Annotated in this window: 16 protein-coding genes; 8 read left to right on the top strand and 8 right to left on the bottom strand. The window is 69.5% G+C overall.

The genetic code is table 11. The features are described 5' to 3' along the window. Positions 1-117 precede the first annotated feature (117 nt). Together JYA75_RS00725 and otsB are read left to right on the top strand one after the other, a co-directional pair. Positions 118-1,725, top strand: coding sequence for a DASS family sodium-coupled anion symporter (locus JYA75_RS00725; protein ID WP_185713897.1), 1,608 nt, complete (start codon positions 118-120; stop codon positions 1,723-1,725). Between the two features lie 336 nt (positions 1,726-2,061). Continuing rightward, a complete protein-coding gene (gene otsB / locus JYA75_RS00720) occupies positions 2,062-6,021 on the top strand; it encodes a trehalose-phosphatase (protein ID WP_185713896.1) in 3,960 nt (1,319 codons plus the stop codon). A gap of 15 nt (positions 6,022-6,036) precedes the next feature. Here otsB and JYA75_RS00715 read toward each other — a convergent pair whose 3' ends face one another. The 6 genes from JYA75_RS00715 to JYA75_RS00690 all read right to left on the bottom strand — a co-directional run bounded on the left by JYA75_RS00715 (position 6,037) and on the right by JYA75_RS00690 (position 11,196). Continuing rightward, positions 6,037-6,438, bottom strand: coding sequence for a TIGR02611 family protein (locus tag JYA75_RS00715; RefSeq protein WP_006943381.1), 402 nt, complete (start codon positions 6,436-6,438; stop codon positions 6,037-6,039). A gap of 205 nt (positions 6,439-6,643) precedes the next feature. Then, positions 6,644-6,991: a hypothetical protein gene (locus tag JYA75_RS00710; protein ID WP_006943375.1), complete on the bottom strand. Its 348-nt coding sequence runs from the start codon at positions 6,989-6,991 to the stop codon at positions 6,644-6,646. Positions 6,992-7,103: 112 nt separating this feature from the next. After that, entirely contained in the window at positions 7,104-8,177 is a 1,074-nt protein-coding gene (locus tag JYA75_RS00705) for a patatin-like phospholipase family protein (protein WP_029540825.1), read from the bottom strand. A gap of 80 nt (positions 8,178-8,257) precedes the next feature. Continuing rightward, complete coding sequence (locus JYA75_RS00700; protein ID WP_029540827.1) at positions 8,258-9,295, bottom strand: DUF5914 domain-containing protein; 1,038 nt, start codon at positions 9,293-9,295, stop codon at positions 8,258-8,260. After that, a complete protein-coding gene (locus JYA75_RS00695; RefSeq protein WP_006943365.1) occupies positions 9,292-10,857 on the bottom strand; it encodes an FAD-dependent oxidoreductase in 1,566 nt (521 codons plus the stop codon). The genes JYA75_RS00700 and JYA75_RS00695 overlap by 4 nt, the downstream gene beginning before the upstream one ends. A 102-nt stretch (positions 10,858-10,959) precedes the next feature. Then, positions 10,960-11,196: a hypothetical protein gene (locus JYA75_RS00690; protein ID WP_161994896.1), complete on the bottom strand. Its 237-nt coding sequence runs from the start codon at positions 11,194-11,196 to the stop codon at positions 10,960-10,962. A gap of 260 nt (positions 11,197-11,456) precedes the next feature. On the opposite strand from JYA75_RS00690, the gene JYA75_RS00685 reads away from it, so the two are divergent. The 4 genes from JYA75_RS00685 (at position 11,457) to JYA75_RS00670 (ending at position 15,079) form a co-directional block, all read left to right on the top strand. Then, positions 11,457-12,890, top strand: a complete 1,434-nt coding sequence (locus JYA75_RS00685) for a DUF4038 domain-containing protein (protein ID WP_185713895.1) — start codon at positions 11,457-11,459, stop codon at positions 12,888-12,890. Positions 12,891-13,331: 441 nt separating this feature from the next. Then, positions 13,332-13,622, top strand: coding sequence for a hypothetical protein (locus JYA75_RS00680; RefSeq protein ID WP_043797559.1), 291 nt, complete (start codon positions 13,332-13,334; stop codon positions 13,620-13,622). Positions 13,623-13,826: 204 nt separating this feature from the next. Continuing rightward, positions 13,827-14,573: a flavodoxin family protein gene (locus tag JYA75_RS00675; protein ID WP_037200461.1), complete on the top strand. Its 747-nt coding sequence runs from the start codon at positions 13,827-13,829 to the stop codon at positions 14,571-14,573. Continuing rightward, positions 14,573-15,079 carry a lipoprotein gene (locus JYA75_RS00670; RefSeq protein WP_006943359.1) on the top strand — a complete coding sequence of 169 codons (507 nt, stop codon included), beginning with the start codon at positions 14,573-14,575 and terminating at the stop codon, positions 15,077-15,079. Before JYA75_RS00675 ends, JYA75_RS00670 begins: the two co-directional genes overlap by 1 nt. A gap of 194 nt (positions 15,080-15,273) precedes the next feature. On the opposite strand, the gene JYA75_RS00665 is transcribed toward JYA75_RS00670, so the two are convergent. Next, positions 15,274-16,491: an erythromycin esterase family protein gene (locus JYA75_RS00665; protein WP_185713894.1), complete on the bottom strand. Its 1,218-nt coding sequence runs from the start codon at positions 16,489-16,491 to the stop codon at positions 15,274-15,276. A gap of 113 nt (positions 16,492-16,604) precedes the next feature. Between JYA75_RS00665 and JYA75_RS00660 the strand changes: the two genes are divergently transcribed. Then, complete coding sequence (locus tag JYA75_RS00660) at positions 16,605-17,324, top strand: MerR family transcriptional regulator (RefSeq protein WP_185713893.1); 720 nt, start codon at positions 16,605-16,607, stop codon at positions 17,322-17,324. Between the two features lie 249 nt (positions 17,325-17,573). On the opposite strand, the gene ligD is transcribed toward JYA75_RS00660, so the two are convergent. Next, a complete protein-coding gene (gene ligD, locus JYA75_RS00655) occupies positions 17,574-18,545 on the bottom strand; it encodes a non-homologous end-joining DNA ligase (protein WP_161995491.1) in 972 nt (323 codons plus the stop codon). Positions 18,546-18,790: 245 nt separating this feature from the next. Between ligD and shiA the strand changes: the two genes are divergently transcribed. Then, a complete protein-coding gene (gene shiA, locus JYA75_RS00650; protein WP_006943336.1) occupies positions 18,791-20,155 on the top strand; it encodes a shikimate transporter in 1,365 nt (454 codons plus the stop codon). Positions 20,156-20,159 lie beyond the last annotated feature (4 nt).

Here is a 20,159-nt window from a genome sequence, read left to right as displayed (position 1 = left end):
CACCTCACGCCACCCGCACGCACCCTGATGGACTCGGAAAATCATGCCGCAGTACGACTAGCGCGCTCGGGGGATGGGTACTCCGTCCGTACCGATCCACGTCGTGGGGAAGGGGCCATGACAGCTGAGAACCAGGGCGACCGAACCGACGTCGACAAGGCGTTGCTCGGGCACGCCACCTATCGCAGCCTCGGCGAACAGCGGCTCTCACCCGCCGAGGAGCGGTTCGAGAAGGGCCGCCGCACGATTGGGCTGTTTCTCGCGCCGCTGATCGCGATCGTCTTCCTCGCCCTGCCGATCGACATACCGCCGCAACAGCAGACGTTGGCCGGTGTGCTGCTCGGCGTCATCCTGCTGTGGGTGAGCGAGGCGATGCCGATCCCGATCACCGGACTGCTCGGTGTGGCGGTCGTGGTCTTTCTGGGGGTGGCACCGGCCGACGAAGTCCTCGCAGCGTTCGGGTCGTCGACGATCTTCACTTTCATCGGAGCGTTCATCCTCGCTCAGGCGATGCTCAAACACGGCGTGGCGCGTCGGTTCGCGTTCCGCATCCTGACCCTGCCGCGTGTGGGCCAGTCCACCACCGGGGTGATCATCGCCTTCGGCGCGATCACGTGCGGGCTCTCGGCCTTCGTATCCAACACCGCGACCGTCGCGATGCTGCTGCCCACGGCGCTGGGCATCCTCGGCGTCATCGCGAAGCTCATGCAGAACCGCGGCGTCGTCGCACCCGACTTCGACCCGCTTCGCGTCCGGGTGGGCGCCGCGATCATGCTGATGCTCGCGTACGGAGCAAGCGTGGGCGGCCTGCTGACGCCGGTCGGGAGCCCACCCAACCTCATCGGACGCGGGCTCATCGAGGAGGCCACGGGAGAGCGGATCAGCTTCGGGCAGTGGATGGTGATCGCCATCCCGATCTGTCTGTCGATGTTCATCGCGCTCGCCGTCATCCTGCTGCGCCTGAACAAGCCCGAGATCCGACGTATCGAGGGCGTCGCCGACTACCTGGCGCAGCAGCGCGCGGAAATGGGTCCGCTGTCTCGTGCCGAGAAGAACACGCTCATCGCCTTCGGAGTCACGGTGACGCTGTGGATCCTGCCCGGTGTCGTCGCGGTGATCGCCGGCAACGACTCGGACCTCTACAGCACGATCAGCGACCGGCTCGACGAGGGCATGGTCGCGGTCTTCGGGGCGGCGTTGCTCTACCTTCTGCCGACCGATTGGGAGAATCGCGAGTTCACGCTGCGCTGGCGAGACGCAGCGGAGATCGACTGGGGCACGATCGTGCTGTTCGGCACCGGCATCATCTTCGGCTCCCTGCTCGCCGACACCGGCCTCGCCGAGACGATCGGCACATCCGTCGCGGACTCGCTGGGCCTGACGAGCGTCGTCGCCATCACGGTCTTCGCCGTCGTGCTGGCCATCGCCGTATCGGAGACGACGAGCAACACGGCGTCGGCGGCGGTCGTGGTGCCGATCGTGATTCCGGTGGCGATGGCGGCCGGTGTCAACCCCTTCGTGCCGGCGCTCGCGGCCACGTTCGCTGCGTCGTTCGGCTTCATGCTTCCGGTCTCGACGCCGCAGAACGCCGTGGTCTACGGCTCCGGGGCCGTTCCGATCACCACGATGATTCGAAGCGGGGTGATCTTCGACATCGTGGGTGCGATCCTGATCATCGTTCTCCTGCCCTTGACGATCGCCCTGGTCGGCCTTGGCGCTGCATGATCGACCACACCGTCGTCGCGAAGGTCGACGTCCGGAGACTGCACGCGACGGGGGTGGTTATCGATGGCGCGATGCGGTTGCGGTTCGTGGGTGTAGTCGTCGGTGCGGTCGACGTGGATGCCATTGGCGTGCAGCCTCGGTAGGGCAGCGCTCGCACCTCGTTCAGGAGGCCGGGGTCGTCGTTGCCGAGGGAGGCGATCGCTGCGTGCCGCGGCCCTTCCACCCGAAAGAGCCTGAGTGAACGGCCCGGAGCGATGCCGGTCGCCGTGGGATAGTGGGCCTGTCGAGCGAGTACAGGGAGCAGGCCCACATGCACGAATCGACCGGGAGATGACGATGAGTGGACCGGTGATCGACCCCCGCCGTCACGACGCGGTGATCTTCGACCTCGACGGGGTGGTCACCGACACCGCGGCGGTCCACGCCGGGGCGTGGAAGGAACTCTTCGACCGCTATCTCTCGCGTCGTCCCGAACGCGACGGCGAGGAGCATCGCGAGTTCACCGACGAGGACTACCGCAAGTTCGTCGACGGCAAGCCGCGCGTCGACGGCGTCGCCGATTTCCTTGCCTCGCGCGGCATCACGCTGCCGTGGGGGGACCCCGACGACGGCCCGGACGTCGAGACCGTGTGCGGGCTCGGTGCCCGCAAGGACGAGATGTTCCGCGAGCGCATCCACCGCGACGGTGTCCCGGTGTTCGAGTCCAGCGTCGATCTCGTGCGCCGGGTCCAGAGCCTCGGGCTGGGCACCGCGGTCGTCACCTCGAGCCGCAACTGCACGCTCGTGCTCGAGGCCGCCGGGCTCGCCGACCTGTTCGGAGTCCGGGTCGACGGCGTGGTCTCCGACGAACTCGGGTTGCCAGGCAAGCCCGATCCGGCGGCCATGCTCGAGGCCGCCCACCGGCTCGGGGTCCACCCGGCCCGGTCCGTCGTCGTCGAGGACGCGGAGGCGGGCGTCGCCGCGGGCCGGCACGGCGGGTTCGGTCTCGTCGTCGGCGTGGACCGGGTCCATCATCGCGACGAACTGCGGCGCCGCGGCGCCGACGTGGTGGTCGACGACCTCGCCGAGCTGGCGGTGCGCACCGGCGACCGGCGCATGTCGGAGATCCCGGACGCGTTGGCGTCGCTCCAGCAGCTGACCGCCTTGCTCGGCACACGCCGGCCCGCCGTCTTCCTCGACTTCGACGGCACGCTGTCCGAGATTGTGAACGATCCCGCGGCCGCCACGCTGGTCGACGGTGCGGCGGCGGTGCTGTCTTCCCTGGCGAGCGAATGCACCGTCGCCGTCATTTCGGGACGCGACCTCGCCGACGTGCAGACCCGGGTCGGTCTTCCGGGCCTGTGGTATGCGGGAAGTCACGGCTTCGAACTGATCGGCCCCGACGGGCAGCACCAGCAGAACGACGCGGCCCTGGCCGCCGTGCCCTACCTCGAGCGGGCCGCCGCCGCGCTGCAGGAACGGCTCGCCGACGTGCCGGGCGCGGTGATCGAACACAAGCGGTTCACCGTCGCCGTGCACTACCGCAACGTCGCTCCGGACCGCGAGGAGGGACTCGTCGCCGCGGTGCACGAGGTCGCCGCCGCCGAGGACCACCTCCGGGTCACGACCGGTCGCAAAGTCGTCGAGATCCGCCCCGACGTCGACTGGGACAAGGGCCGGGCTCTCGAATGGGTGCTCGAGCACGTGCGCGACGAGGACAACCCGATCCCGGTCTACATCGGTGACGACATCACCGACGAGGACGCGTTCGACGCGCTGGCCGGCACCGGACTCGGAATCGTGGTGCGCCACACCGAGGACGGCGACCGTCGCTCGGCGGCACAGTTCTCGGTGGACGGCCCCGAACAGGTCCGGCGGCTGCTGCAGCGGCTCGCCGAGCTGTGGGGCGAGGACCAGGAGGTCGGCCCGCGTCACGACGCCTGGACCCTGTACTTCGAGGGCTACGATCCGCCGGCCGAGAAACTGCGCGAGGCCGTGTGCACGGTCGGCAACGGGTACTTCGCCACTCGTGGCTGCGCCCCCGAATCCCGCGCCGGTGCCGTGCACTACCCCGGCACGTACGCCGCCGGGATCTTCAACCGCCTGACGGACGAGGTGGCGGGCCGCACCATCGACAACGAGAGCATGGTGAACCTGCCGAACTGGCTGCCGGTCACCTTCCGTATCGACGGCGGCGAGTGGTTCGACATCGACTGCGTCGAAGTGCGGGAGTACTGCCAGTACCTCGATCTGCGCCGGGCCGTGCTCACCCGGCGGTTCCGATTCCGCGACGGTGCGGGCCGCACGACGACGGTCGTGCAGCGCCGGTTCGTCGCGATGCACCAGCCGCACGTGTGCGGCCTCGAGACGACGATCGTCCCGGAGGACTGGTCGGGGCGGCTCGAGATCCGGTCGGAGGTCGACGGCGCGGTCCGCAACACTCTCGTCGAGCGCTACCGGCACCTGGCCGGCGATCATCTCCGATTGCTGCACACCGCCCGGTTGTCCGAGGACTCGGTGTGCCTGACGGTGCAGACCAACCAGTCCCGCATCCCCGTCGCCGTGGCGGCTCGCAGCACGCTCTGGCGCGACGACGAACGGATCCCCGCCGAGTACACCCTCCTCGACTCGGGAGGGCGGGTCGGGCACATCATCGCGCTCGATGTCGCGGCCGGGGAGCCCGTGACCCTGGAGAAGATGGCCACCCTGTTCACCGGGCGTGACCAGGCGGTGTCCGAGCCGTCGGAGGAGGCCACGCGCTGGCTGGCCCGCACGGGGCGCTTCGAGGAAACGCTCGAGGGGCACGTACTCGCCTGGGTGCACCTGTGGGACCGCGTGGACATCTTCCTCGGGGGCGACGGCGAAGGCCTGCGGATAGTGCGGCTGCACCTGCTGCAGATGCTGCAGACGCTGTCGCCGAACACCGCGGATCTCGACGTCGGCGTACCGGCGCGCGGCCTGCACGGCGAGGCGTATCGAGGGCACATCTTCTGGGACGAGCTGTTCGTGCTGCCGGTGCTGAACCTGAGGTTGCCGGGGTTGACCCGTTCGCTCCTGCGCTACCGCCACCGCCGCCTGGACGAGGCCCGCCGCGCGGCGCGGGAGGCGGGTCACAGCGGCGCGATGTTCCCGTGGCAGTCCGGCAGCGACGGCCGCGAGGAGAGCCAGCAGGTGCACCTCAATCCGAAGTCGGGACGGTGGAATCCCGACGCGAGCTGGCGCCAGCACCACATCGGGGTCGCGGTCGCGCACAACGTGTGGCAGTACTACCAGGTGACCGGGGATCTGGGGTTCCTCGCGGAGTACGGGGCCGAGATGCTGGTGGAGATCGCCCGGTTCTTCGCCGATCTCGCCACGTACGACCGCGCCCGTGATCGGTACGTCATCCGCGGCGTCATCGGCCCCGACGAGTTCCACTCCGGCTATCCCGACGCGCCCTTCGACGGGATCGACAACAACGCCTACACCAACGTCATGGCGGTGTGGGTGATCCTGCGCGCGCTCGAGGCGCTGGAGATCATCCCGCTGCGGATCCGCACCGAACTGGTCGATACCCTCGGCCTGACCGCTCGCGAGACGGCGCGTTGGGAGGACGTCAGCCGCCGCATGTTCGTGCCCTTCCACGATCAGGTCATCAGCCAGTTCGAGGGCTACGGGGACCTGGCCGAACTCGACTGGGAGGGATACCGGCGCCGGCACGGCGACATCCAGCGTCTCGACCGGCTCCTCGAGGCCGAGGGCGACGACGTCAACCGCTATCGCGCGTCGAAGCAGGCCGACGTGCTCATGCTGTTCTACCTGCTGTCGGCGGACGAACTGCGGGAGCTGTTCGAGCGGCTCGGCTACCAGCTGACGGGCGAAACCATTCCGCGGACGATCGACTACTACATGGCGCGGACGTCACACGGGTCGACGCTGAGCGCGGTGGTCCACTCGTGGGTTCTGGCCCGGGCGCATCGCGGTCAGGCCATGGAGTTCTTCGACCGGGTGCTGGCGTCCGACATCGCCGACATCCAGGGTGGCACCACCTCGGAGGGGATTCATCTCGCGGCCATGGCCGGCAGCGTCGACCTGCTGCAGCGTTGCTTCTCCGGGCTCGAGGCGCGGGGGGACCGCCTGGTCTTCGGCCCGGAGTGGCCGGAGGAACTCGGCGCGCTCGAATTCCCGATCTTCTATCGGGGGCACCACCTGCAGGTGCGGATCTCCGGTCGGCAGGTCGAGGTCAGTGCAGGTGCGGGCATCCAGCGGCCGATCGAGATCGAATGCCGAGGCCGGGTCGAACGCCTGCATCCGGGCGACACGGTCCGGATGCTCTGACGGTCCGGCAGTCGGCTAGAGCGGGCTGTCGAGCCACGAGTAGTCGACCCCGATCCAGCCGCCGGCCAGGCTGAGCGTGCCCAGCAGCCACAGCGTCATGACCACGATCGCGCCGGTCGTGAGCGCTCCCGCGCCCCGCACCACCAGCGACTGCTGCCCGAACCAGTGCATGAACCGGTCGTAGCGGCCCCGCGCGAAGTGCAGCAGACGGTGAGCCCAGGCGAACTCCGAGGCCAGGATCCCGAGGCCGGCGAAGACGATCAGCCAGCCCGGTCCGGGGTAGGGGATGGCGACGACGCCGGCCAGCAACACGAGCGCTCCGAAGGTACCGACGGTGATGCGGTACGTCAGATTCAGCGACGGGCGCGTCTCGATGCGCCGGCGCCAGCGGAGCCACCGCTGCTTCAGCCGACGCAACGGGGATATGTGGGTCCGGGCCCCGACCCGGTCGGGCGCAACCGCGTGCCGAATCCGTCCTTCACTCACGATCTACCGAGCCTGCTTCTCGTCATACCTGGGTGCCGTGCACGGCAGGGTCGTCTTCCAGTCTACCGACGACCGGCGGGTACGGCGGGGCCCGGAAACGCGGACCCGCACGTCGCGGCCGGTCCGATCCGCGTGGTCAGGCCGCCGCGGCGTCCGTCGGGGCGGGATTCGCGGCGGTGAGCCGGTCCAGGTAGGCGGTGAAGACGGTGCCGAGGGCGACCGCGGTCTCGATCGTGTCGAGCCCCCGTATCGCCGCCACGAAGGACTCGTAGACGATGGCCGCTGCCTGCGACGGGAACAACCCGCCCTCGTCGGCGGTCAGCACCCGCACCGCGTCGTCCACGCTGCCTTCCACCGCGCCGGCCACCGATCCGTGCAGCGGCACCGCGGCCGCCGCGGCGATCAGGGCGTCCGCCAGCGCGGAGGAGGGGAACGCCACCGCAGCCGGTGCGATCACCCGACGGAACATCGTTACGTTCGCCATGTCGAACCTCCCGTGGAATCTCCCGAGCCGTTCTGTCGAGTGGTACCCGTGCGGGCACGCTGTACACAGTGCCCGAGGGGACCGACAAGTTCCGCTGCCGGCGAGCGACTCGTCACGCCGCCAGGACGCGCCGGGCATCGGCACGTCCGGCATGCATGAACTCCGGCCAGTCCCGGGTGCCGAGGAACTGCCGGTAGAAGCCGACGCCTCGCACTTTCTCGTACGGAACCGGCTCGATCATCGTGACGTGGGAGGCCGAGCGCAGCCGCGCCAGGTTCTCCCGCGCCAGCTCGACCTGCTGGGACGTGCGCACCTGACCGGCGATGTAGAGGATGCTCGCGCGCCGCTCGGCCCAGCCGGTGGCGTCCTCGCCTTCGAAGCCGGGTGGGTAGAAGCCGTTGACGGCGAGGGTGACCTCGCACGGCTGCTCGAGGTCGAGCAGCGGGTGGACGGGGAAGATATCGACGATCCCGCCGTCACACCAGTGGAATCCGCCGAGCTCGACGGGCGCGACGAACAGCGGCAGCGCGACCGCCATGTGCACGGCCCGGGCCACGGGCAGGTCGGGATACGTTCGTGGCCCGAGGTATTCGAGCCGGTTCTGTTCGATGTTCCAGATCGGCGCGTAGGCGGGTACGGGCATCGCGGCGAGCGTCATGTCGCCGAGCAGGCGCCGGTACGTGGCCTCGATCGCATCGCCGCGCAGGATGCCGGCGAATCCGCGGCCCACCGTCGGTGCGACGGCGAGCAGGCGACGCCAGTCGACGTCGAGATAGTCCTCGGGATCCAGCGCGAGGGTGAACTCTGCGACCTCCTCGGCGGGGACTCCCGCTGCGATCGGGAAGCCGAACAGCGCGGAACCGGAGCACAGGGAGATCACCGCCGGCCGGATCCCACCCTCCTCCATCGCCCGGGCCACACCGACCAGAGACGCGAGCGCTCCGCTGCCCCCTGTCGCGGCCATCGCGATCCGATCCCCCTCCTGCAGCCCGACCCGGAAGGGCTCGAACCGGGGAAAGGGGTGCAGTTCCCGGTCCGGCGTGCCCGAGGGCCGCTGCAGGGCCGCCCGCGCGACGTCGACGAGAAAACCGGCGTCGCTGCGCACGCCTTCGACCACGTCACGACCGCGGGAGAGGAGGTCGAAGTACTGGCGCACCCGGAAGATGTCGAGGACGGTGTCGAGCATGCCTCGACTGTGCGCGCGTGCCACACCGCGGGCCAGGGTCCTCGGTCCCGAATCCGTGCGGGATGCCCGCCGCGCAGCGGCTACCGGCCGGGGACGCGGCCCGGTTGTGCCGCGGTGCGGAGTTGATAGCGCCGTTCGGCGTAGTCCAGGTCGTCGCGCCACAGCCGGGTGGCCGTGTGCCGCATGAGGGGGCGGAGGGCGGCGGCGGCGCGCCGGGTGGCGATGCCGAACCCGGGGCGAGGGGAATCGGCGACGACGGCCTCGACGATCGCGGTCCGGGGCCGCCCGTCCGGTCCGGCACCGAGGGGCGTCGCGTGGGTCTCGACCACGCTGCCCACGCCCTCGCCCGACACGATCCGCATGACGACGGTGCGCGGGTCCGGGCTGGTGAATTCGGCGCGCACCGGCACACCGATCCGGCCGGCGACCCGGAAGGTGACGTCGACGAGGAACCGGTCCTCGCCGTCCGCAGTGCCGCGGGTGGAGGGAGCCTCGACCACCTCCAGGCGGGCGAACGAATACGGGTGGAACCAGGCGCCGTGCCACGGGTCGAGGCGGTTGGCGACGATGTCGGCCGGTTCGCACACACCGACGAGGGTGGCCACCGCGGCGATGCGGGACCCGGCCGTCGGGCGAGTCGGGACGATCGGCAGTTCCGTCGGCTCCTCGCCGCCGACGTGATCGAGACGGACCCACACGAGCACCCCGTCGTCATGGCTGGGGAAGGGCTTCCAGCCGTAGGCGCCGTCGGCGTCGAGGCGCAGCCCGTGCCAGCGGCAGACCAGCGCGCCGCAGTCCACCGCGGCCAGCGCCATCGGGGCGCCGAGGTGGGGGCAGGCGCCGGGGCCGACGAGCACCCGGTCGCCGTCGCGCCAGGCGACGAGTTCGATGCCGGCGATCGTGATGCCGAAGGGCCGGTCCGCGCCGATCTCACGGCTGGCCGCCACGACGTACCAGTTGCCGGACGGCCGGCGCTGGGCGCGGTCGAGGACGGCGGAGATCAGCTCGGGCCGTGCACCGCGGTAGGTGGGTTGCTGCGCGGCCCAGCGGTCCGGGTCGATGGGCCGGACGGGCCAGGTGTCGGGCCAGCGCCGGTACAGCGGATCGAGCACGCTCATGCGGGGTGCCTTTCCAGGGCGGCGAGCCGGCGCAGGACGGGTGAACGGCCCTGCGTGGGCACCGTATACAGGTCGTGTCCGGCCACACCCCATTGCGCGAGAAGGGAATTCGCGGCGTGCCACCCGGTGGTGGCCGCGCGTTCCATGAGGGCCACCGGCAGGTCGATCCGGATGCCGTCGCCGGCGAGCATCAACCGTTCGTGCGGGGTGCGGACGGTGGGCCGTCGCGCGAAATCGCCCACCCCGAACAACGGACAGTCCTGACGCCAGAGGGTGCGTTCCTCGACGACGCGGGCCGCGGCGGTCTCGGGATAGATCGCGTGCAGGCGCGCGAGCACCTGGGCGCGCACGTCGTCGGGCGAATGTGCCCCGCCGACAGCATCTCCCGTCGCGGCGTACGCGTGCAGTTCCACGACCGAGCCGCCGGTGCGGCGAGTCCAGGCCCGGGCCTCCTCCTCGTAACGGTCGAGCACGCTGACATTGTCGAGCGGGCGCAGGCCGCCGGTGCCGAGAAACGCCGGACGGTCCGCGGCGACGGGACGGTCCAGCCACAGGCGCTGCACCAGGAACGGGGGCGCGGAACGCAATCGGTCCACCCGGGAACGCCATCCGGGATCGCCGAGATCCGGCGAGGCGTCGACGAGGGCGCGCAGCCCGGCCACATCGAGCGCGAGGACGAGGCCGTCGGCGTCGATGCTGCCGCCGGTGCCGTCGTGGACGCGGAAGGTCCGGGTACCGCCGAGTTCGACGCCGGTCACCGCGGTGGACGTCCGGATGCGCGCGCCGTGTCCCGCGAGGTACCGGCCGAGCGGCTCCCACAGGGTGGTGTCGAAGTTGCCGGTGGCCACGTCGAAGAGCAGTCCCTCGGCGGAGCCGAGGAAGTAGATGTGGAACATCGTGGCCAGCTCGGCGGCCGACATGCCGGCCGGGGGAGCGAAGAAGCTGCGCGAGAACACCTCGAACGCCAGATGGTTGGCCGCCTCCGGAAAGCGGATGCGCTGCAGGAACGTCTGTGCATCGACGTCGTCGAGCCGGTCGTAGATCTCCGGCACGGACACGGTCGCCAGCGGGGCCGCCGCCCGCACGTCGATGCGCACCAGGTCCTGCAGCCGGAACGTGGGGCTGCGCAACGCGAACACCAGCGCGTTCCACGGAGGGGTGTTCGGGATCCCGCGAAAGGTGTCGCGCCGGCCCTCGCCGTCGATGAGCGGATAGTCGTCGACCGCCGTCAGCCGTTGCAGATCCGGGTCGGTGCGGCGCAGCAGCCGGCGCAGGTTGTAGTACTGCCGGAAGAAGGCGTGGAACCCGCGGTTCATCGCGATCCCGGTGCCGTCGTCGAGCCGCTCGTGCCACCCGCCGACCCGCCCGCCGAGGTGAGCCTCGCGTTCGAGCACCTCGACCTCCACGCCGCGCTCGGCGAGGGCGGTGGCGGCGGTCAGCCCCGCGATGCCCGCGCCGACGACCACCACTCGGGGCCGCTGCGGCAGATGCCCGGTGTCCGGCGCACCCCGAGAGGCGGCGTGGTGGGCGATCCGCCGATCGCTGCCGACGGCACCGTTCATATAGCTGCCCTCCTGCGGCGCCGGTCCGAATCCGGCCGTCCTGGTCGAACAGTGGCGAGGCCGAGCCTACCGCGGCAAGGCCCCCGGCGACGGCCGACGCGGTCAGGCGCCGAGCCGGGCCGCGTGCGACGCGACGGTCTCGAGATGCTTGTCCGCGGTGCTCAGATCCAGGTGGGCGTCGCTGAGGCCGTCGACGACCTCCCGCAGGTTGGCCTCGGCGGCGTCGTCGTCCGGTACCGGATCCACCAGGTCGAACGCCTCGGCGAGGGAGCGCACGCGCCGGTCCAGGGCCTGTAGATCCGTACGCAGTTCGGCGACCTGCCGGAGGAGATCGTTCATCGTGCTCCCTCCCCGTGCTGTGCGGCCGGCGACGGTCCGGGCGCGAGCATTCGGCCGCACGCTCACGGTAAGCCGGAACCTGGGACCTTCGAGGCGGAACGGGCGGTCCGGGAAGTGACGTCACGAGATAGGCTCGACTGTGCGCGTGTGTCGGCGAGCGCATGCGGCAACCGGGTGAGGACGAAGGCAGTGGAACGGCTGAAGTCCCGGAGGGGCGTGGACTTCTCCGGGGCGCGTAGCCGACACCGGGTGGGAGAAATGTGAAGAGAACCGCCGGCCTGTCCCTCCTGGTAGTGCTCTGCCTGGCGAGTTGTTCGGATGGCGGCGGGCCGCAGGTTCGGCCGTCGCCGCCCGCGACCGTCCCGGCGGCCGCAGCGTGCGACGTCACCGAGAGCGCCGGCCATCGCTACATCTCCGCTGTCGGTCGTGACGGCCGCTACTTCGAAGATCAGCATGGCGATCCGATCCTGATTCGCGGAGACTCGCCGTGGTCCGGCCTGGCGGACTGGTCGCCCGAGCAGGCCGAATCGTACTTCGCGAATCGTGAGGCCCACGGGTTCAACGCATCGATAATCTCTGCGGTCGCCGTCCCCGACAACGGCGGGCCGAGCGAGGATGGAGCGACCTTCGACGGCATCCGACCGTTCGTCGACGGTGACATCACGGCGTGGAACGAGCGGTACTGGGCGCGTGTCGACGAGTACCTGCGGATCGCCTGCCGGCACGGGAACACGCTGTTCCTCTACCCGATGGACGGGTGGAACATTTCCGACGTGTTCGCATCGGCGACTGCCGAACAGGCCGCCGTCTACGGCCGGATGTTCGCCCAGCGATACGCTCGGTTTCCGAACATCGTCTGGATGACCGGCGGCGACTATTCTCCCGAGACAGACGATCCCGCTGCCGGTTCCGACTCCGACCACGTGTTGCGCGGCATGCTCGAAGGGATCAGGGCGGCCGGCTCGGACAGGCCGTTCTCGATACAGCTGGGACCCCAGAAATCGCTCTCGACGGACAACCCCTTCTGGGAACCGTTGGCGGACTGGAACTTCGTCTACACATATCTGCCGACGTACAAGGCAGTGCTGGACGGTTACCAGCGACCGGCGGGCGCCAGGGACCCGCGTCCCGCCGTCTTCTCGGAGGGAAACTACGAGGGCGAGAACAACCAGCCCGACACGGCGCCGACAACCGACGAGACCCTTCGGCGCCAGGCTCTGTGGGCGTTGACCTCCGGATCACCGGGGGAGTTTCGTGGCTCCGACGACTGGGAGTTCCGAGACGGCTGGGAATCGCGCCTCGACACACCCGCCGTCACACAGCTCGAGGCCATTCGTGATCTGTGGGCCTCGTGGGCCTGGTGGCAGTTGGTGCCGGACGTCGACGAGCCGTTCGTGCTCGACGGGCGAGGCACCCGATCGACGGACGACGAGATGGTGGACGTCCTGGACGACGACTACGTCACCGCTGCACGCACCCCGGACGGCTCGCTCGCCGTCGTCTATGTGCCGACGCAGCGCACGATCCGGCTCGAGCGTGCACTGATTCCGCCGGGAGCGACACTCGGCTGGATCGATCCCGCCGATGCCGCCGCGCCTTCGCTGCCGGCGGAGATCGATCGGGACGGAAACGTGGCCACCCCGGGGACGAACGTCGACGGCGACCGGGATTGGCTCCTGGTGGTCGAGGCGTGAACGAGGAGCCGGGTCCGCGCGTCAGATCATGATGGCGGCGATGGCTACGGCCACCAGGACGGACGCTGCGACTGCCAGCCCGAGAAGCACCGAACCGGTGACGGCGACCGCCATGGCTGCCGCCACCATGCACGCACCTGCCGCCGTGCCGGACGTGTGCCGGAGACGCGAGTAGGACTCGCCGGCGTCGTCGTCGATATCGGTCCGTAACCGGTGCCGACCCTCGCATGTATGGACCACTGATGTACCCCCTGCCGTACCACAGTGTGATCGCTCTCACATTATGCACTCATTTGTATCGCATCACAAAACGATTTCGCCAGTCGAACGCGTATCCGGATCGTCGCGGTGCTCCTCTCGTCCCCTGTTCGTGCACCGAGGGTGTGAATTCCGTCCGGGCTGGGTATCGGATACGGAGTCGGCAGGAAAGGAGACGGGCGGATGGAGACGGAACGACAGGGCGGCAACGACGAGCCTCTGGTCGCGCACCCCGTGGTGGCTTTCGTGCTGGACGGCGTGCTGGTGCTGGCCGTAGCCGTGGTGGGGATGTGGATGTTCGGTTCGCTCCTCTGGGCGGCACTCGGCGGGGCGTTCTGCGCGGCCACGCACCTGCTGTGCCGGGCCACGGGTAACTGCGGTGCGCCCTCGCGCTCCACGGTCACGCAGCCGGAGAAGCAGAAGTCGGTCCCGGTGGCCACGGACGTCCGAGCCGAGGTCGCACAGGCGGCCTGACGCTCGGTCCCGCGGGTTCGAGTCGCACGCTCACGACGCGTCCTCGCTGCGCGAGTTCGTCGGTCACGGGTGCCGATCCCTTCCCCGGGCAACGATGTTCCGAACGTTACCGTAGGTCTCCGGCAGCAGAGGAGACACGGAACCGCCTCCGCGGGGTGTCGTCGCGGCCTATCGTAGGCGTGCGGATCTCGTATGGGAGGACCCATGGCCGAACCGGTGTTCGAGGAGTCGCAGGGCGCGGGCGGACCGCCGCAGTTCGAGGGACTGCGTGCCATGTTCGTCAACTGCACGCTCAAACGATCGCCCGAGACCAGCAACACGCAGGGGTTGATCGATCGCAGTGTGGCGTTGATGGAACGCGAAGGCGTCACGGTGGACCAGATCCGGGCCGTCGACCACGACATCGCGACGGGCGTGTACCCCGACATGACGGAGCACGGATGGCCGAGCGACGAATGGCCGCAGTTGTTCGACCGGATCCTCGCCGCGCACATCCTCGTCATCGCCGGGCCCATCTGGCTGGGTGACAATTCGTCGGTCACCAAGAAGGTCGTCGAACGTCTCTACGGCTGTTCCTCGCTGCTCAACGAGCACGGCCAGTACGCGTACTACGGCCGCGCGGGCGGTTGCCTGATCACCGGCAACGAGGACGGCGTCAAGCACTGCGCGATGAACATCCTCTACAGCCTCCAGCACCTCGGATACGTGATCCCGCCGCAGGCCGACGCCGGCTGGATCGGGGAGGCCGGCCCGGGTCCCTCGTACCTCGATCCGGGGTCGGGCGGCCCCGAGAACGACTTCACCAATCGCAACACCACATTCATGACCTACAACCTCATGCACACCGCCGCACTGCTCGTGCGGGCCGGCGGCTTTCCGGTGGGTGGCAACCAGCGATCGCTGTGGGACGCCGGGTGTCATCCGTCGTTCGAGAACCCCGAGCATCGGTGATGCCGGCACAGATCGGCGAGCGGGGGCCGGGGGCCGTGTGGTGCGCGCTCCTCCCGCTCGTGGTGCTCGTCGCCACCGGCTGTGGGGCGACGGGCGAGAGCTCCTACGATGTCGTCCCGGCGTCGGAACCTGCGGTGACCACGGCCGGCGAGCCGACGGTGATCACCACGGCGAACGGTCCCATCGGTGAAATGCTCTTCGACCGGAGGGACCAGGCGATCTACATCTTCGACCGGGAGGCAGGCACGGTCCCCGACTGCTACGGGGACTGTGCCGTGGCGTGGCCGCCGGTGCTCACCGTCGGTGCTCCCGTCGCGGCCGGTGACGCCGACCAGGGGCTGCTGGGCACCACGTCGCGCTCCGACGGGACCGCTCAGGTCACCTACGCCGGGCACCCGCTGTACTTCTATGCCGACGAGGAGCCCGGACAGGTGCTGTGCCACAAGGTCGAGGAGTTCGGCGGCCTGTGGCTGGCGATAGACGAGGCCGGCGTGCCACTCCCGTGACCGGGGTGACCGTCCGGTGGTGTTCTACCGCCGCCCGGGCGAACGTGAGCGGGTACCAGGAGTGACGGGTGCGCACCATTCGAACCCGCTATATCGGTCTGCTCACCAGATTCCTTGTTGCGCAGCATATCTCGAGCGCCGGTCCTCGTTCGGTGAGGGGCTTCCGCGGACCTTGGCCTGCGCGTCGAGTGCGGCTACCAGTACTGATGCCGTCTTCCGTCGGTGTCGGCGACGAAGATGACCGCGTCGGCGCCGTCCAGGTCTGCCGGGCCCAGCGGGATGTGGCCGGGCACGATCGGTTCGCCCGTGCCCATCGACGGGGCAAGCGCGGCGCACAGGGCCGGTGCCGGGAACAGGGCGCGGCGGGTGGTCGCCTCGGCCAACACGCCTTGGAGGGTGCCCGGATCGCTGTCGGGGTTGGCGTCGGTGGCCAGGAACACATAGCGCTCGCCGAGGGTGAGCCCGACGAGCGCGCCGGCGCTCCCCCAGCTCACCTCGCTCTCGCCGACCGGCATGTGGGACTGCGCACGCTGGAGGTGAACGTTGTGCGCGAACATGAGACTCGGCCCGCGTCGCTGCTCCTGGGCAACGATCGCGAGCAGGTTCTCGGCCATCATCTCGGCGCGCAGGCTGAGCAAGGTCGCGATGCGATCGGGTGCGGGACTGGCCATGGCGGCGTGATAGCGCAGCAGGCCCTGGGCGGTGCGCGCGTGCGCGACGGCGTGGTCGTAGCCGGTCGGGTCGGCGGAGCGCAGGCCGGGTGCCGCGCGGCGCAGGGCGCTGGCGAGGTCGTCGGCGACAATGCGCAGGGCGCGAGCGCGATCGGAGTCGCCGACGGACGCTGCCGGGTCGAACATGGCCGCCTGGTTCGTCCAGTCCGCGTCCTCGCCGAGCAGCGCGTCGAGGTCGCGGACCGATGCGGGCCGCAGCGCCGCGGGCAGGTAGTCGTTGGCCGAGGACAGTGCGCGTCGCGGGCTCGGCGCCCCGGAGAACTCCAACGGCGCGTCGAAGCCGTGGAAGCGAACCCGATCCTGCTCCGCGCGGCCGGCATTGTGCGCGCGGAGCCATTCGACGAGTTCGCGGTTGCCCGGCACCGCGCCGAACCCGTGGCTGAACCCGGTCGCGAGCACCGTGTCGATCTCCGCCGTTCCCACGGCCACGTAGTCGTCGACGACGGACGCGGCGAAGACGTCGGTCTCCAGCACGATCGACCGGTACCCCCGTTCGACGAGGTGACCGAGGAGTTCGTTGCGCAGAAGCGGGAACGCCTCGATCCCGTGGGTCGGCTCGCCGAGGGCGAGCAGGGTCGGCGGCTCGGGCCGCGTGGCGAGCAGTTCGTCGAGGGCGCGGCCCAGGCTCGCCGAGTCGTCGAGTTGGCGGCCGATTCCACGCAGTGCTGCGGCAGTAGACATGAACACCCCTTGTCGGAAGGAACTGCCCTCGACGATATCGTTGAAGAATCGGGTGAAACTTCTGCGATTCCGACCAGGAATCCGGAGGTAGAAGCCTCAATCGGAGGTGCACGTTGCGACCCATCGACCTCGCCCGGGAACACGGGTTGTCCGCACAGGCGATCCGCAACTACGACGACGCGGGCATCCTCCCGCCGACCGAGCGCAGCGAGACCGGCTACCGGCGCTACACGCCCCTGCACGCGCAGGCTCTACGCGCCTTCCTCGCGTTGCGCGGTGGCCACGGGCACCGGCAGGCAACGGACATCATGCGTTCAGTCAACCGCGGCGACACCGAGTCCGCATACCGGCTGATCGACGCCGCGCACGTCGCGCTGCTCGCCGAACGCGGCACCCGCACCGAGGTCGCAACGGCCCTGGGCGCCCTGTCCACCACGGCACCGACTGCTGTCCGCGGTGGACCGCTGACTGTGGGCGAACTCGCCTGCCGACTCGGCGTGCACCCGGCCACGCTGCGCACCTGGGAGACCCAGGGCATCCTGCGCCCCGACCGCGACCGGGCAACGGGCTATCGCGAATACGGACCGGACTGCGTGCGCGACGCCGAGATCGCACGGCAACTGCGCCAGGGCGGCTACCCGCTGTCCCAGGTCGCCCGGTTCCTCGAGTCGCTGCGCACGGCGGGCGGGGCGGACGCGTTGGCCGCCTTCCTCGGCTCCTGGCAGGACCGGCTGACCACACGCAGCCGCAACCTTCTCGCCGGCGCGGCCCAGCTCGATACCTACCTCACCCTGCTCGACCGGACGCAGCAGGGGCGACCGACGACGTCGTGAGGCTTGCCCATGCCTCAGCCTCATTCTCGATCGGATTCCATTGTCACGGATACAATTCCGTGCGAGCCGCAGTCGCGAACGGATCGTGCCGTTCTCATTCGGAAACCGTGCACGCCGCTGCCGAGCCCGCCCCTCCAGCATCGCCTCGCACACAGTCTGCCCAGCGTCCAAGTGCACGACGTTGCATGCCAGAACCCCGTCGCGTCGAACCGGGGGCCTCGTCAAACCACAGCGATGGTGCATCCATTCCTATTTCGGTGCTCTTACCTCCTCCGGCTCCTTGTCCGGCCGCAGTCCCTTCCAACTCGGGTGGCGCAGACTGTCGCCGGTGAACTCGCGATACTCGACGTCCCCGACCAGCACCGGCTCGGCCCATCGGGCGGCCCGGACGACGGGCGCCGGAGGTATCACGTCGAACGGATCGCTGGGCCGCTCGAGTTCGTCGAGCCGCTCCCACAGGGCGCGCCGGCCGGCGGTGGTGAAGCCGGTGCCGAGGTTGCCGATGTGGACGAGACGGCCGTCGTCGTCGTGGGCGCCGAGGACAAGGGAGCCGAACGTCGCGCGGTGCATGCCGGTGCCCGGCAACCATCCCGCGATCACGGCCTCGGTGCTCTTGCGCAGGGCGGTCTTGATCCATGCCGTAGCGCGGCGTCCCGGTTGGTAAACGGAATCGGTCCGCTTGCAGACGATGCCTTCGAGACCGTGATCGCGGGCAAGGTCGAGGAGGATTTTCGTGTCGGTGCCGACCCAGTGCGGCGGCGTGCGGACCAGGGGGCCGGACATCGACAGGTCGACCAGCCGACGGCGACGTTCGAGGTACGGCAGCCGGGTCGTCGGCGCGCCGTCGAGCGCGAGCAGGTCGAATGCGTAGAACTCCACGGGGATGGTCCGGATCAGGGCCGCCGTCGGTTTCGCCACGTGGATGCGGCTCTGCAGCCGGGCGAACGCCGGCGCCCCGGACCGCGGATCGGGAGCGACGATCTCCCCGTCGACGACCATCGGCCGACCCCGGGACACCGCCGACAGTGCGATCGTCAATTCCGGGTAGACCCCCGAGACGTCCTTGCTGTTGCGGCTGTAGAGCCGGCACCGCTCGCCGTCGCACACCGCCACCGTGCGGGCGCCGTCCCACTTCATCTCCACCGCCCAGCCGGTGCCGATCGGCGGCCGGCCGGGCGTGGCCAGCATCGGGGCGGGCACCGCGGAGCGGGAGGCGGGCATGGGTCGAATTATCCGGTGTGCCGTGCCCGGCTGCAGGGCAACTGTTCGGATCACCCTGTACCGGAATGAATTACACGCGTGTATTCCGCTGCCGTCCGGTGGCGCCGGTGCATTGCCGCAGTTTTCGTGCCGGTGGCGACACCTGTCGCTCGTCTTGACGAAACTCCTGCGGAGTGTCTACCGTCACATATATCCACTCAGCGGACATGCGTTCGCATTACGAACACACGGATCGAGGATCGGGTATGAACGAGCGGCACCTCGCCGGCCCAGACGAGTCTCAGGCTCGGCGCGCAGCCTTCGGCAGCTTCGTCGGCGCCGTCATCGACTGGTACGACTTCATCCTCTACGGCCTGGTGGCCGCGCTCGTCTTCAACAAGGAGTTCTTCCCCAACGTCAGCCCGGCCATCGGCACGCTCGCCGCGTTCGCGACTTTCGGCGTCGGATTCCTCTTCCGGCCGCTCGGTGGGGTGGTCTTCGGTCACTTCGGTGACCGCCTCGGTCGCAAACGGATGCTGGTGCTCACCATCGTGATCATGGGAAGCGCCACTGCCCTGATCGGCCTGCTGCCGAGCTTCGCGTCGATCGGGTGGTGGGCGCCGGTCCTGCTCGTCACGCTGCGGGCTGTGCAAGGATTCGCCGTCGGCGGTGAATGGGGTGGTGCCGCGTTGATGGCGGTGGAGAGCGCGCCACCGAAGAAGAAGGCTCTCTACAGCAGCGGCGTACAGGTCGGCTACTCCGTCGGCCTGATTCTCGCCACCGGTTTCGTCATGCTGATGAGCAGTGTCACGACCGACGAGGCTTTCACCCAATGGGGGTGGCGTGTTCCGTTCGTCGCCAGCATCGTGCTCGTCGCCTTCGGCCTGTGGGTACGCTCCAGCGTGGAGGAGAGTCAGGAGTTCACCGAGAAGGTCGAGAGGCTCGAAGCGGAGCTCGGCGAGCAGAGCCGCAAGCGCATCCCCCTCGTGGAAGCACTGACCAAGCATCCCAAGGCTTTTCTGCAGATCATCGGTCTGCGCTTCGTCGAGCTGTTCTCGATGTACATCGTCACGACGTTCGCGCTCAGCTATTCCACCAACGAACTCGGCATGGAACGCAGTTTCATGCTCAACGTCGGCCTGCTCGTCGGTGCCCTCGGAATGGTGACCATCCCGTTGTTCGCGTGGCTGTCCGACCGGTACGGGCGTCGCCGGGTGTACATGCTCGGTTCCGCACTCGGCGCCGTCTGTGCGTTCCCGTTCTTCGCGATGCTCGAGGGCGGCTCGATGATCGGAACCGTCATCTTCGCGGTGCTGTTGGTCAACATCGCCCACGACATGGTGGTCAGCGTGCAGCAGCCGCTGTTCACCGAGATGTTCGGCGCGGAGTACCGCTATAGCGGCGCCGGGGTGGGCTACCAGGTGGCCAGCGCGGTCGGGGGTGGCTTTACCCCCTTCATCGCGGCGGCCCTGGTCACCGTCTCCGGCGGGTCGTGGCACCTGGTGGCGGTCTATCTCGCCGGCGGATGCGTGATCTCCGGGATCATCGCCTGGCGGCTCGGACACGACCACGGTGACGCCGGCCGGGCCGCCCGGGCGTCGCGGACGTCGACTGTCGCGACCGCGCCCTGAGACG

This window comes from Rhodococcus sp. PSBB066, assembly GCF_017068255.1.
GTDB classification, from domain to species: Bacteria; Actinomycetota; Actinomycetes; order Mycobacteriales; family Mycobacteriaceae; genus Rhodococcus; species Rhodococcus aetherivorans.
Note: the sequence above shows the minus strand (reverse complement) of the source record. Positions and strands in the feature narration are given on the sequence as shown.

Bases quoted from the DNA above. Each gene is read 5' to 3' on its own strand.
- JYA75_RS00705 (WP_029540825.1), bottom strand. From the start codon at position 8,177: ATGCTCGACACCGTCCTCGACATCTTCCGGGTGCGCCAGTACTTCGAC.
- JYA75_RS00675 (WP_037200461.1), top strand. From the start codon at position 13,827: ATGGCCGAACCGGTGTTCGAGGAGTCGCAGGGCGCGGGCGGACCGCCG.
- JYA75_RS00695 (WP_006943365.1), bottom strand. From the start codon at position 10,857: ATGAACGGTGCCGTCGGCAGCGATCGGCGGATCGCCCACCACGCCGCC.
- JYA75_RS00710 (WP_006943375.1), bottom strand. From the start codon at position 6,991: ATGGCGAACGTAACGATGTTCCGTCGGGTGATCGCACCGGCTGCGGTG.
- JYA75_RS00665 (WP_185713894.1), bottom strand. From the start codon at position 16,491: ATGTCTACTGCCGCAGCACTGCGTGGAATCGGCCGCCAACTCGACGAC.
- JYA75_RS00700 (WP_029540827.1), bottom strand. From the start codon at position 9,295: ATGAGCGTGCTCGATCCGCTGTACCGGCGCTGGCCCGACACCTGGCCC.
- JYA75_RS00670 (WP_006943359.1), top strand. From the start codon at position 14,573: ATGCCGGCACAGATCGGCGAGCGGGGGCCGGGGGCCGTGTGGTGCGCG.
- JYA75_RS00680 (WP_043797559.1), top strand. From the start codon at position 13,332: ATGGAGACGGAACGACAGGGCGGCAACGACGAGCCTCTGGTCGCGCAC.
- otsB (WP_185713896.1), top strand. From the start codon at position 2,062: ATGAGTGGACCGGTGATCGACCCCCGCCGTCACGACGCGGTGATCTTC.
- ligD (WP_161995491.1), bottom strand. From the start codon at position 18,545: ATGCCCGCCTCCCGCTCCGCGGTGCCCGCCCCGATGCTGGCCACGCCC.
- shiA (WP_006943336.1), top strand. From the start codon at position 18,791: ATGAACGAGCGGCACCTCGCCGGCCCAGACGAGTCTCAGGCTCGGCGC.
- JYA75_RS00690 (WP_161994896.1), bottom strand. From the start codon at position 11,196: ATGAACGATCTCCTCCGGCAGGTCGCCGAACTGCGTACGGATCTACAG.
- JYA75_RS00725 (WP_185713897.1), top strand. From the start codon at position 118: ATGACAGCTGAGAACCAGGGCGACCGAACCGACGTCGACAAGGCGTTG.